12 protein-coding genes are annotated in these 13,419 nt (G+C 46.8%); 4 read left to right on the forward strand and 8 right to left on the reverse strand.

What is annotated here, in order from left to right; genetic code table 11:
* Nucleotides 1–4: 4 nt before the first annotated feature.
* The gene (locus M1D90_RS17675) at nucleotides 5–1,477 is read right to left on the reverse strand and encodes an extracellular solute-binding protein (protein ID WP_145625014.1); all 1,473 of its coding nucleotides are present in this window, start codon (nucleotides 1,475–1,477) and stop codon (nucleotides 5–7) included.
* 50 nt (nucleotides 1,478–1,527) lie between these two features.
* Here M1D90_RS17675 and M1D90_RS17680 point away from each other — a divergent pair, with 50 nt between their 5' ends.
* Nucleotides 1,528–2,373: a helix-turn-helix transcriptional regulator gene (locus M1D90_RS17680; protein WP_020450610.1), complete on the forward strand. Its 846-nt coding sequence runs from the start codon at nucleotides 1,528–1,530 to the stop codon at nucleotides 2,371–2,373.
* Here the strand turns inward: M1D90_RS17680 and M1D90_RS17685 are convergent.
* The 4 genes from M1D90_RS17685 to M1D90_RS17700 all read right to left on the reverse strand — a co-directional run bounded on the left by M1D90_RS17685 (nucleotide 2,370) and on the right by M1D90_RS17700 (nucleotide 6,956).
* On the reverse strand, nucleotides 2,370–3,917 hold the full coding sequence (locus tag M1D90_RS17685; protein ID WP_456282931.1) for a glycoside hydrolase family 43 protein: 1,548 nt from the start codon (nucleotides 3,915–3,917) through the stop codon (nucleotides 2,370–2,372). The genes M1D90_RS17680 and M1D90_RS17685 overlap by 4 nt on opposite strands.
* The gene (locus M1D90_RS17690) at nucleotides 3,907–5,505 is read right to left on the reverse strand and encodes a glycoside hydrolase family 43 protein (protein ID WP_095293027.1); all 1,599 of its coding nucleotides are present in this window, start codon (nucleotides 5,503–5,505) and stop codon (nucleotides 3,907–3,909) included. The genes M1D90_RS17685 and M1D90_RS17690 overlap by 11 nt, the downstream gene beginning before the upstream one ends.
* 160 nt (nucleotides 5,506–5,665) lie before the next feature.
* On the reverse strand, nucleotides 5,666–6,526 hold the full coding sequence (locus M1D90_RS17695; protein WP_456282932.1) for a VOC family protein: 861 nt from the start codon (nucleotides 6,524–6,526) through the stop codon (nucleotides 5,666–5,668).
* Nucleotides 6,498–6,956 carry a DoxX family protein gene (locus tag M1D90_RS17700; RefSeq protein WP_048350624.1) on the reverse strand — a complete coding sequence of 153 codons (459 nt, stop codon included), beginning with the start codon at nucleotides 6,954–6,956 and terminating at the stop codon, nucleotides 6,498–6,500. The genes M1D90_RS17695 and M1D90_RS17700 overlap by 29 nt, the downstream gene beginning before the upstream one ends.
* A 230-nt stretch (nucleotides 6,957–7,186) precedes the next feature.
* Here M1D90_RS17700 and M1D90_RS17705 point away from each other — a divergent pair, with 230 nt between their 5' ends.
* From M1D90_RS17705 to M1D90_RS17715, 3 genes are all read left to right on the forward strand, one after another.
* Entirely contained in the window at nucleotides 7,187–7,525 is a 339-nt protein-coding gene (locus tag M1D90_RS17705) for a winged helix-turn-helix transcriptional regulator (protein WP_020450605.1), read from the forward strand.
* Nucleotides 7,526–7,678: 153 nt separating this feature from the next.
* Nucleotides 7,679–8,656, forward strand: coding sequence for a glycosyltransferase family protein (locus M1D90_RS17710; protein WP_456282933.1), 978 nt, complete (start codon nucleotides 7,679–7,681; stop codon nucleotides 8,654–8,656).
* Between the two features lie 106 nt (nucleotides 8,657–8,762).
* Complete coding sequence (locus tag M1D90_RS17715; protein WP_026580631.1) at nucleotides 8,763–9,341, forward strand: class I SAM-dependent methyltransferase; 579 nt, start codon at nucleotides 8,763–8,765, stop codon at nucleotides 9,339–9,341.
* Between the two features lie 149 nt (nucleotides 9,342–9,490).
* On the opposite strand, the gene M1D90_RS17720 is transcribed toward M1D90_RS17715, so the two are convergent.
* The 3 genes from M1D90_RS17720 to glvA form a co-directional block, all read right to left on the reverse strand.
* Entirely contained in the window at nucleotides 9,491–11,083 is a 1,593-nt protein-coding gene (locus tag M1D90_RS17720; protein WP_026580632.1) for an alpha-glucoside-specific PTS transporter subunit IIBC, read from the reverse strand.
* A 15-nt stretch (nucleotides 11,084–11,098) separates the two neighbouring features.
* Complete coding sequence (locus tag M1D90_RS17725) at nucleotides 11,099–11,869, reverse strand: MurR/RpiR family transcriptional regulator (RefSeq protein ID WP_020450601.1); 771 nt, start codon at nucleotides 11,867–11,869, stop codon at nucleotides 11,099–11,101.
* Nucleotides 11,870–11,976: 107 nt separating this feature from the next.
* Nucleotides 11,977–13,326, reverse strand: coding sequence for a maltose-6'-phosphate glucosidase (gene glvA / locus M1D90_RS17730; protein WP_224146580.1), 1,350 nt, complete (start codon nucleotides 13,324–13,326; stop codon nucleotides 11,977–11,979).
* Nucleotides 13,327–13,419: the final 93 nt, after the last annotated feature.

Here is a 13,419-nt window from a genome sequence, read left to right on the forward strand (position 1 = left end):
CTGTTTAGTTTGCCTTTTTCAGATCTTCATTCAGCTCTTTCATCATCGTTCCGCCGCCATGCTTCTCCCATTTTACGACTGCCTTGTCAAAGCTTTTTTCATTGATTTCCCCGAGAATAAATTTGAATGTGGCGTCATCGATGATTTTCTTCAATTCTGTTCCCCTGTCCATCTGTGCGGCGGAATACAGCGGTTCGGCCGGATTTTGGACTGCGATTGCCCGGTTGTCCTCCTCAAGCTTTTCATTTTTGGCGCGCAGTGGATCTTCAGCGCTTTTTAAAGCTTGTTTATTGATGCCGATCAGCTGGTTTAACGGCTGAATTTCCGCTTCCCACAGATGGTAGTATTCCTGTTTTCGAAAATAGCCGCTGTCGCCTTTCTTTTCATAGTGTACGCCTTCTATTCCATACAGCATTAAATTGTTGAGGTCTTCTTCAGCAATTCTGTCAAAAAATGCGAGAATTTTTTTGACCTCTTCTTCAGTCTTGACGCTTGATTTCGAAATGGCGAACATCCCGCCATGACCGCCGAGCGCCCATGTGCGCTCCTTGCCGTCGGGGCCTTTGATCCGGTTTGCGATCTCAAGCTGAAATTCGGGATTCAAAGCGAGTCCCTGATCACGCAAGTTCATGGCATCGCTCATTGCGCCGATGTAGATTCCCGCTTTTCCCTGAATCACTAAATCCTGCTGCTGCGTTTTGCTTGTCACCGCGAAGTCCCGGTTCATCAGGCCTTCTTCATAAAACTTTTTCATATATGCCATTGTGTCTTTATAGGCCTCATGCTTAAAATAAGGAAACAGATTTTCGTCTTTGTCGGTCCCCCATTCATTCGGTGCGCCAAAGTACGAAGCCAAGGTTTTAAACGCTCCGAAGGTGAGATCATTGCGGTCGGCAAGACCGATCGTATCGTCTTTTCCGTTTTGATCGGGGTCCTGTTCTGTGAACGCTTTTGCTATTTTATAAAGGTCATCAACGGTTTCCGGCATTTCCAAGCCGAGATTGTCGAGCCAATCTTTCCGAATCACGACTCCCTGTCTGGCCATCGGCCTTTCTCTATAGATCCCGTAAACTTTGCCATCAACCGAGATATTTTTTAAAATGGTTTTATCAAGCGTTCTTAAATTCGGATAGTCTTTTAAATACGGACCGATTTCCCAGAACATTCCCGAACGCAGCGCGCTGACAACCGCTGAATCTTCAAGATCAGGCAATGTCATCACTTTAGGCATGCTTCCGCCAGCAAGCGTTGTATTGATCCGCTCTTCTTTTGTTGAATCCGGAACCCAAATGAGCTTCAGCTTTGTATTCGTTTTGTCTTCAATGATATCAAGCGCCTTCTCCTTCGGAGGCTGCGGCGTGTGGAGCGGTACGAGCCAATCGATTTCAAGCGCCCCGCCCTCTTCTGTTGACGCCTTTTGCTGCGTGCAGCCCGCTGAAAAAACCAAGATCAAGATCAGGCAACATAACTTTTTCATATGATCCCTCCCGCTTGATAAGAAAACGTTTTCAAGGAGGAATGCCCGACATGCTCCATCCTAAATATTTCATAGCCGAGCATTCTTTTTCGATTCAATATATGCAGAGAAAAGGATTTACCGAGATGAACGCGCCGCATGTTCATGAAGGCTATGAACTGTATTATCTGCTCAGCGGAGAACGCACGTATTTTATTAACCAAAGCGTCTATACCGCGGAAAAAGGCTCGATGATCATCATCAACCCCCACGACCTCCACCGAACGTCAAGCACGGAAGTTCAAGAGTTCGAACGCATCCTGATTAATTTCTCGCACAATTTCATTGAACCATTGCTTGAGTGCAGCCATTATCGGCTGCTTCCGTTTCCGGAACATCAAAATTTCATCGCATTTTCCCTCCGTGAACAGGCGGCAGTCGAACACCTGCTGATGGAGATGAAGAAGGAGTGCAAGCTGAAAAAAGAAGGACACGAAGATGTCGTGAGGGCGCTATTGTTTCAGCTGCTTTTTACCATTTACCGGAGCCTTGCGGGAGGCGGACGCAATCAAACACGGCCGCTTCACCCGATGGATGAAAAAATCTCGGAAATCGCTTCATATATCAATGGCAGCTTTCAAGAAACGATGACATTAAACGGGCTGGCCGGACAATTTTATATCAGCCCATCATATTTAAGCAGAGTGTTTAAAAAAGTGACCGGCTTTCATCTTCAGGAGTATATCCGGCATATCAGAATCCGCGAAGCGAAAAAACGGCTTCGTGATACAGACGAGAAAATATTGGACATCGCCGCGGATACCGGTTTTAAGCATATCAGCCACTTTAATAAAGTATTTAAAGAAATCGTCGGCATCCCGCCGCTTCAATACAGGAAAAAAAGCAGAGACATTTAATATGCGGTATAACGGAACCAGTCAAAATCAGCGACGGCCTTTCTGCCGCTTCCGCCATTATTGGCGAATACCCCCACCATCGTTCCCGTATGTCCTTTTGCGTCACGCGCCCCCTCATCGCTTAAGAAACGGGCATCATAAGTACCGCCTGCGTGATGCCAATGCTTCCCTTCATAACTGTAGTAAAAATCCCTCTTTTGCTTATTGATGACGGCTTTTAAATACAGCGGGCCGGCTTCGGCATGTTTTTCCCCAAGCGTTTTTTGGAAGCCGGAGCGATTTTCCATGACCTTGATCTTTAATCCTTCTTCATAGGTCAGACAGCATTTCAAATAATTATGCGTGCTGTAGTAGCAGACGATCCCCGCTTGCTCGCCGGACGCCGCAGGTGAAAAGTCGAGTTTCACGCCGGCGCTGTATTGGTGGTGCTTTTCCCTTCTGACGACCGTATTTTTTGCGCGGATGTCGTGTAAATCCCAATCACCTGTCCATAGCCTGAGATATCCCGGTCTTTCGGTCAAAGACCAGCCTGAATGGTCGGGATTTCTGACAAACTGCCAGTCAAGACCGAGCGTATCATCGTCAAAATCGTCGAAAGTCTTTTCATCCCATTTGACCGGAGGAAGGTTGGGAGCGCGCTGGATCAGACTCGGGCCGTTCAAGCCGTTGATGACAAACCAGCCGTCATCCTTCCATTCGACGGGATCCAAAGCGGTCTCTCTGCCAACCGTTGTATAGTTTCCCTCATTGGGCCGCCCGCATAGATACACCGCCCACCATTCTCCATTCTGGGTTTCAACGAGCTTGCCGTGCCCCACTCTTTGAATCGGAGCATCCGGGTCTGTCTGCGTTAATATCGGGTTATACGGGCAGGGCTCATAAGGACCGTACAAATGCGTCGAGCGGGCTGTCGTGATCGAGTGGGAATATCCGGTGCCTCCTTCCGCCAATATCGCGTAGTAATACCCGTCTTTTTTCAGCACATGCGGCCCTTCAGGCGCCCTTCTCCCGGTCCCTTCCCAAATCTGAACCGGCTCGCCGGAAACTTCTGTGCACTCGTCATTTAAAGGAAAGAGCGTGCAAGCAGGACTGAGCAGCATATAGTGTTTCCCGTCGTCATTAACAAAGTGAGACGGATCGATGCCGCTTCCTTCATCAATGAAAACGGGCTTTGAATAAGGGCCTTCAGGACGGCTGGACTTGATCATGATCTGTCTGCGGATCAGCTCTCGTCCATTGATGACGGTCGGTCCGTTCAGCCTGTGTGTCGCGAAAATGTAGAAGGTTCCGTCATGATACGAGATATCGGGCGCCCAAATGCCGTGTGAATCATTGATATCAGACAGATCCAATCCGTCATTCTCCGTAATTCCGTGGCCGATGATCTTCCAATGGACTAAATCTTTAGAGTGGGAAATAACGATTGCCGGGAAATACTGAAACGTTGAGTTCACCATGTAAAAATCTTCCCCGACTCTGATAATTGAAGGATCTGGGTGAAAACCGGTCAACACCGGGTTCGTATATGTGTGTTCACCATTCATGACATTCCCCTCCTGCCGGTTCGACCCTGAACCAATCGATATCGCACCAGCCGTCCTGTCCGTCTGCTCCTCCGGTATCCGTGCAATATACACCTGCCTTGGCACCCGTCCATCGCCCGGGAACAGCCTGAAACGAATCCCCAATCTGTGTGAAATGACGCTGATCCATGCTGTAGCTGAAACGGCACACCGCCTGTTCATCAACAGTCACGCGCAAATAGACCGTTTCCGCCTGTACACCGTGCTCTTCTGTTTTGACATCTTCCTGCTCACCTTCCATACGGCCTTTGTATACAGAAAGCCGATAGCCGTTTTCCGATTTCGAAAAGCCGAGATAGGCGTATTCCCTTCCCATTACAGCCAAGCCGGCCAGCATAGTGTCCGAGAAGGCGATTAGCGACAATTTGACCGTTGCTGTAAAGCTTGGGCCCGAAAATTTCTGCATCAGAAGGTTCGGCAGACGGCTCAGTTTGAACGGATGCGGGATGCCGCGGCTGTACAAGCGAAGCCGGCCGGGACTGGCGCTGAGAGAGTACCAGTCTTGCTTCGGATTCGCTTCCCATTCCCAATGAAGCGCTAGGCGATCTGAAGAAAAATCATCATTGGCATGGTCAAAGGGCTGTTTCACTTCTTTGGCGTTTGTCTTCGGCTTTTCCCATTGCAAAACAGGTTCGCCGATCCCGTCGCCGTCTATGTCTTCGCCCATCAACGGCCAGCCGTCGATCCACCGGACAGGTTGAAGGTGCACTACTCTGCCGAATGCTCCGCGATCTTGAAAGTGGATAAACCATGATTCTTCGGAATCAAGCTCAATCCAGCCTCCCTGGTGCGGACCGTTAATCGCTGTATTTCCTTGGTGGAGGACAACCTTATCTTCATAGGGACCGTAAATCTGCTTGCTCCGCAAAACCGTCTGCCAGCCTGTCTTCACCCCTCCAGCCGGGGCAAAGATATAATAATAGCCGTCTTTTTTATACAGTTTCGGCCCTTCAATGGTAGGGTGGTTCAGCGTACCGTCAAAGACGATCTCGCCATCGTCTTCCAATGCCGTTCCGTCTTTTTTCATTCGGCAGAGATTCAGCTTGCTCTTGATTCCGATTCTGCTGTTGGCATAGGCGTGGATCAAATAGGCATTTCCGTCGTCATCCCAAAATGGACAAGGATCAATCCAGCCCTTTGTCTTTTTGACGTGTATGAGAGGCTCCCATCCTTTAAACGGATCTGATGTTTTGCTCATAAAGATTCCCTCATCAGGCGTAGCGAAATACACCAGGAATTCCCCGTTATGGTACCGAATGCTCGGCGCCCATGCTCCTTTGCCGTGAGCAGGGGCCTCGTATTCGCCGAAGGGGAGCTCGTCAAACACATGGCTGATCAAAGACCAATTCACCAAATCTGTCGAGTGCAAAACGGGAATTCCGGGAAAACAGGAAAAACTCGAGGCCGCCATAAAAAAGTCGCTGCCTTTCCGAACGACATCGGGATCTGAGTAGTCCATGAAAAGAACGGGATTGCAAAACCGCCCGCCGTCAACATTCGGATTCCAGACAGGCGGATGTTTCGCCTTGCCAGTCAGGCTTTTTGCCATCAACCTTCACCCCTGTTTCATTTCCAATTTTTCAAATTCATGTTAGCACAGCTGCCGCCCCTGAATCTTTGTTATTAATGTCTGTTTATTCTCATTCTTTGCTATTGTTGTCCTTTGATTGAATGGCATAAAAAAAAGGCGAAACTAAAGTTTCGCCTTTTCAAGCAGTCAACCTGATATCAATGCCTGAAGCCGGGTCTTTAACAAACCATGCGTTTTCTTGATGCTCAACGGCATAACCTGAGCTTTTCAGTTTTTTCACGATGCGGTCCAATTCCGCCTGACTCGGGAGAAGAACCGTGTAATATGCCATGCCTGCCGCATTAAGTGGAGCAAATGGCGCATGTTGTCCGGCCCAGATGTTTAAGCCGATATGGTGATGGTAGCCTCCGGCAGAGACGAAAAGCGCTGACATGTGTTGATAATCTCCTGTAATATCAAATCCCAGCACAGAGTGGTAAAATTCTTTCGCCAGCTTTAAATCCTTGACGTGAAAATGGACGTGTCCGATTTTTGTTTCAGGGGGAAGACCTTGCCATTCGTGACCATCGGCTTCTTCAAGAAGACCTTGGACATCAACCGGCTCCGTACCCATCACGTAGTTCCCCTGTTCATCACGCTTCCAGCCCTCGCACGGGCGGTCCCGGTAGATTTCAATTCCGTTTTGATCAGGATCTGACAAGTAAAGCGCCTCGCTGACAAGGTGATCTCCCTGGCCGAGTTCAATGCCGGAGCGGAGCAAATGCTTCACAGCCATGCCGAGCTGCTTGCGATTTGGAAGCAAAATGGCAAAATGATAAAGGCCTGCTGCCGATCTTTCAGGCAGCACAACAGCATTTGGAATTTCCTCAATAATCAGAAGCGGATTTTTCCCGTCAACTGTGAACTCCGCCGTTTTTCCGTCACGTTTTAATACTTGAAAACCGATCACATCCCTGTAAAAAGAAACCGATCTTTCAAGACGGCTCACCTTCAGCTTCACATATCCGAGCTCAGTGCCCGGGTGGATTTGCTGCGTCATCTGTTTTTCCTTCTTTCCTTGGTTTCTCCTGCCCTTTGGAACGGAATAAACCATCAAGAGACAGCATGCGGCTTCCGCTCAAGCCCAAGTATATAGACATTGCAAGAAGCGCTACATCAAATTCATAGCCTGCGCCTCCATCCGTTCCCATGAATCCGGCGGATAGCTTAACAGTGAAAATGGCCCCCAGCATGACAATCGCAAATAAAAGGCCAATCACACGCGTACCGAGCCCGAGAATCATTAAAGCCCCTCCGGCCAATTCGATAATCGCTACGATATAGGCGAGAAAGCCCGGAATTCCGACACTGCTGAAAAATCCTACAGTATTTTCAATCCCGCCTTGAAATTTTGAAAGACCGTGAAGCAAAAATGTAAGACCGGTAACCAAACGTAAAATAAATGCACCTAATTCGTATTTGTTGTTCATTATTTTCTCCTCTAGTTTATTTTTTATTTAAAAGACCAATGACGTACACCAACTTTATCCATCTATCAACATATCATCCGCATAAGAAGTCTGCAGTGTCCTCCTTTTTTCGTTCGTTACTTACTTTGTGTAAGTTAGTATATATAAATAAGAAACTTACGTCAAGACATTTTATGAGCTTTGCTCATTCATTGATATACCGTTATAATAGACCTAGAGAGGTGAGAAATATGAGCCTATCATCTTTATGTCCGAAATTCGAAAAAGGAATGAAAATGATAAGTCAGCGCTGGAATGGATTCATCATTCACCAGCTTCTTAACGGCCCGCAGCGGTTTTGCCATATAGAATCTTCCCTTCCCATCAGCGGAAGGCTGTTATCCGAAAGATTAAAAGAACTCGAACACGAAGGCATCATCCACCGGCACGTGTATCCAGAAACTCCGGTACGGATCGAATACTCCCTGACTGAAAAAGGACAGGCGCTCGAATCGGTCCTTAAAGGAATGGAAAAATGGTCGCAGGAATGGATCGATCCGGACGGCGCCAATGAACGGGAAAATCATTAAAAAAGGCGTGCATCTCAGGTGCATCGCCTTTTTGTTTTGCCGTTTTATTCCGCATATTTTTCAGATCCCCGCCTTTTTCATGCTTGCCTGAACATCAATTTTTAATCCTCATATATTAAATAGGGAAAGATTACTTCCTGAGAGGAGAAAGAAATGCGGAGATGCTTGAAAATATTAGTTCTGATTAAAACGTTTTGGAAGACCATGCCCAAACATGAAGTAAAGTATAAAATGATGAAATCTCTGGAGGAGTTTGCCGAAGTCATGTACTGGCATACAGACGGCTATCTTCCGGATATTTTGGACAAAATCCAATTTCGCCCTGATTTCATTTTCCACTACGACATTGCCTACGGCTTCTCATTATCCCCAAACATAAGGGGGCTCAAGGATACAAACATCCCCACCGGCGCGTTTGTGATCGATTCTCATTTTAATCAACAGATCAGAAGCAGCTATTTCGAAGAAAACCAAATTGATTTAATTTTTTCAGTGACAAAAGAGCATTTTTTAAATGAATATCCCCAGTATGAAGAAAAATTCAGATGGGTTCCATGGGCAGTTGATCCAGAAATATTCAAGGACTGGAAGTTGAAAAAAACGATAGACTATTTGCTCATGGGACTCGTGCATGAAGGAAACAAAAGATACCCCCCAAAAGGAAAATACCTTTTTAGGGAGGCTGTACTGCAGACCATGAAGCATGAAGAAGGGTTTGTTCACCACCCCCATCCCGGCAATGTCATAACTGATGAAGAAGAAATCAAGCAGGCTTTTTTGAATGAAAAGTATGCCCAGGAACTGAACAGGGCCAAGATATTTTTCACGTGCGGAAGCACCCTTCGCTACCCGTTGTTGAAATTTTTTGAAGCTCCTGCCTGCAGAACGTTGTTGCTGGCGGAACCAAATCAAGATATTTACGATCTTGGTTTTAAAGACGGCACCCATTTCATTGCTTGTGAAGTTGAAGACTTTTATGATAAAGTAAAATACTATCTTCAAAACGAAAAAGAAAGGCAGCGTATCACAGACAACGGCTACCGTCTCGTTCATTCGCGGCATACCTATCATGCGCGCGCACAAGAAATAGCAGACGCGATAATAGATTTTTTGGAGCAGCGGAAACGGTGATGAATGGATCCATTTTTCTTATCCGGCGGGATTGTTCCCGCACGCATTTTCTTTTCGGACATATATTTCTATTACTGATGATTTAAAAGATTTCGAGGTGAAAAACATGGGAACGGAAATGCCCGCTGAGTTTTATGATCAATTTATTGACCGACATCTGATTCCGCTTGAAAAAAGTCCTTGGAAAAAGGTGTATGAAGAAGCTGCACGTCTATTGCCGGAATCCAAAGATGAAACGATTGTTGATATTGGCTGCGGCACAGGGAGATTCGCAAAGCTTTTATATGACAAAGGATACAGAAAATATTTAGGCATCGATTTTTCCAAAGGAATGCTTGAAGAAGCCAAAAGGTATAATCCCTCGTTTACTTTCATCGAAGGGAATGTATATGACGAGGCGATCGTCCGGATGCTGCAAAAATACAATGTTTTTGTTTTGCTGGAAGTGTTAGAGCATATCGAGAAAGACAAGGCGTTTTTATCAAGTCTTCCTCAAGGGAGCGATATGGTGATTTCTGTGCCTAACTATGATTCTCGCGCCCATGTCCGCCACTTCAAACATATTGACGAAGTCATCGAAAGATACGACGGCATATTGGATTTTCAGGGCAGCGAAAAAGTCGTCATTAAAACATCTGAACAGCTGAAGAATGAAATTTACGTGCTGAACTGCAAAAAAAGATAATAAACGGGAATTGGCATGCAGCGAGCTAATGCGGATAACCTGTGAAGCGTTAGCTTGTCTCTGCATCAAAAGAGCATCCCCCAATCGTACATGCAAGTCTCCGCAACTTGCATTTGTCGTTTCAGGAGATGCTATTTTCCCCGGCACAATTATGATTGATCCAGCAGCTTCTCAACCCTTTCACGGACTTGCGGAACCGAAAGACCGATGATAATTTGCAAGGCTTTTCCGTTTCTGACGACACCGTGAACGCCAAATGACTTAAACGTACTGTCCGGCTCCACTTTCGATTCATCATACACGCTGACTCTCAGTCTTGTCGCACAATTCGTCACTTCAGCTATGTTTTCTTTTCCGCCGAGCGCTTTGATGCAAAGAACCGCCTGATCGGTTTCATCCATTTCCTGCGCAGCAGAAACCTCTTTTTCGGACTCTTTTTTCGCCTTGTATTCTTTTTTCGAATAAAATTTGGTCTCCTGCTGCTGGTCTTTTTCACGCCCCGGTGTGGCGATATCCAATTTTACAATCAAGAACCTGAATACGAAGAAGTAAATGGCGGTGAAAGACAAGCCGATCAAAATTTGAAAAATATAAGTGCTGCCATGCTGATGAAACAGAGGGATCCAGTTGAGCGTTAAAATCTCGATTAAACCGCCGCCCATATTTCCGACAACCCCTGCAGCATACATCAAGGTTGCCATCGTCGCGGCCAAGAGACTGTGTACGAAAAACAGCAGCGGCGAAATGAACAAAAACGTAAATTCGATCGGCTCCGTGATCCCCGCAATCACCGCTGTCAGCGTGATCGGAATCAGCAGACCGGCAACGATTTTCTTCTTTTCTTTTCTGGCTGTTACATAGATCGCGAGCGCGATCCCCAGAATTCCGAAGATTTTAGAGTTTCCGTGGAGCGCGAATCCGCCTTGAGGAAAGAGCTCTTTCAACGGCTCAGAGCTTGCCGAGAACTCGCTGAGATGCTGCGCCCAATAGGTGACAATTCCGCCTTCAACTACGGCCGGGCCGAAAACAAATGGCGTGTAGATGAAGTGATGCAGGCCTGTAGGGATCAAAATTCTTTCCAAAAATGTGTAAACCCATACACCGAATGCTCCTGAGGCGACAAGGAAGCTTTGCAGCGACGCAATGCCGCCCTGCACCATCGGCCAAATCCACGCGGTCGCAAGCGCTACCGGAAGCATGATCGCAAATGAAATGATAACGACAAATGAAGAGCCTTGAAATATTCCTAAAAAATCGGGCAGCTTCTTATCAAAGTAGCGATTGTGGATATAAACGACAATCGATGAAATCAGAATCGCCCCGATAATGTTCGTATCAAGGGTTTTGATGCCGGCGATTTCCGCAAGTCCGCTTGTTCCTCCGGCTTCCTGTGTCATATCAACACCGAAAAAATCGCCCCATACTGTCAAAATGGCGCTGACAAAATAATTGAAGGTCAGATAGGTAGTAAGCGCTTCCAAACATGCCCTCGCCTGCGCTTTTTTCGCCAGTGCGATCGGAATTCCGACCGCAAACAGCAGCGGCATTTGCCTGAAGACAGTCCAGCCGCCTTCTTCAAGGATATACCAGAATTGATACCAAAAGGTGTCCTGACGGGCAAGCGCTCCCATCAGCTGCTCATTTTTAAATAATGTGCTGAGGCCCACGACGATCCCGGCAAAGGCAAATAGCAAAACCGGCACAAACATGGCGCTTCCGAATCGCTGTACTTTTTGCATCAATGCGAATCCCCCCTGTTATTCCTGATTTTTCTTTTCTTCAGCATAGTCGACATAGCTGCGAAACAGCGCTTCCCCAACGAGAAAAAAGGGCGCAAAAGCTGTCAGCTCCGTTTTTGGATAAACCGTCACCGTCTGGCTCGGCGCATAGAGATTGTAAGGCGTGAGCTGGGCGAGCAGATTATTTTTCAAATTAGTCAAAGAGATAAAAGGAATGCCTTTTGCCGACAGAGACTGTGCCTGCGGAATCAGCGACGGGGTTTCTCCTGACAGCGAAATGATGATGATCAGATCGGCCGGGCTAAAATCAGGAAACATGAGGTCGAAATCGATTTGATCTTTGATCACCGTCAAATAACGGTGCTGAGAAACAAACATTCGCTGCAGCTCATAAGCGCACGTGGTCTGAGCGGTACCTGAACCATAGACAAAAATGCGGTCTGCTTCGTCAATGAGCTGACACATCTTGCGCAAATCCGTATTTTTCAAATACTTCATGCTTGCTTCCATATCCCTCATGAGGCATTCAAAGGAACGGCAATCTTCCCGCTCTTCTTCCCGTTTCTCGGCCTCCCATTTCAGAAACACCCTGAACTCACTGTACCCGCTGAAATCCAATTTTTGAGAAAGCCTTAAAATCGATGTGCGGGATACGTTGCATTTCTTTGCTAATTCGTTGATGCCCAGCTTGTAGCAAGTGTCTTGATGGTTCAAAATATATTTCAAAACATGAAAGTCGTTTTCGTTCAATTTTTTATAATGCTTGTTCATTAATTCTTCCAACTGCATCATTTTCACCCCATTTATTCTCTGTCTCTATTATATAAAATACGAGAATAAATGGGAGATATGCCTGGGCTGGCCGGTATGGCTCAGGAGCCCAGGCGCTTTTATCCTTAAAGCGACGGCTGAAGATGTTCCCCGGAGAGCTCCGGCCAATATGCTTTGTTCGCTTCAATCAGATCATCGAGAATCAGTTTGGCTGTTCTTGCATTCGGCACGGTGCGCGACAAAATCAGAGCCTGCCAAAGCTTTTGATACGATTTTTCAATCCAGGCTTCAACGACAAGCTTTTCAACAGACACCTGCTGTTCCATCAGCCCTTTTTGGAACTGCGGTATCTTGCCGATTGTGATCGGCTCCGGACCGTTTTTGCCGACAATGCAAGGCACCTCAACCATCGCCGATGAATCGAAGTTTTGGATCGCTCCGTTATTTTCAACAATTAAAAGCATCCGTTCACCGGTATTAAAAGCAAGGGCGCGCGCAAGGTCGACAATATATGAAGCATGATCATCAATTTTGATTTTGCTGCCGGCGCTGGATTGGGCTTTTGCGATTTTTTCACACTCGCCGAAAATGAATTTTTCCCGCCCTTCCATTACTTCGTTCGCCCGCGTGAATTCAGGGTTTGATTTTTTCACCATGTCATCGGGATAAAAATAATATTGCAAATACGTATTTGGAAGCGTCTCAGGATCGAGTTCATATACTTCCCTCGCTTTTTTGAACGTGTCGTTCCAGCTGGCCTCAGCCTTTTCATGTTCGTGTTCAGGAATATAGCCGAACTTCCCGACGTGCTCCTTGATCTCCGGCATCAGATCATTGCCGTTTTTATCACAAATTGACGTCCACCAGCCAAAATGATTAAGACCGTAATAACGGACGACCATCTCTTTTCGTGATGACAGCCCGAGAATTTGAGCCATCCTGTCTTCGATACCGATCGGCATATCGCAAATGTTCAGCACTTTTGATGTCGGCCGCAGCCTTCTCGTCGCTTCGGCAACGATTGCAGCCGGGTTTGAATAGTTCAGCATCCACGCATCAGGTGAATAAGTTTCCATATAATCAATGAGCTCAAGGACGCCGCCAATCGACCTCATTCCGTACGCAATCCCTCCGGGTCCGCACGTCTCCTGGCCGACGACTCCGTATTTCAGAGGGATCTTTTCATCGAGCTCGCGCATCGCATATTTGCCCACTCTGATATGAGCCATGACAAAATCAACATCGGAAAACGCCTCTTCCGGATCGGTTGTCGCTAAAAATTGAATGTGCGGAGCCCTTTCTCGAACCAACACTTCACAGGCGCCGGCTATCTTGTCTTGCCGCTCCCCATCATTGTCATACAATTTCAGCTGTCGGATCGGGAAATCATCCAAATTGTCCAAGAGCATCAATACAATCCCCGGGGTAAATGTGCTTCCTCCGCCTGCAATGACAATCGAATACGTTTTATCCATTTTTAAAGCCCCCTTATAAGCGTTTACAATTTACTTATATCATGCTGAAGGAGCCGTTCCAACAGGTTCGGGAAAGACAGTTCCTATACTCGC

The organism is Bacillus sp. JZ34, from assembly GCF_053903205.1.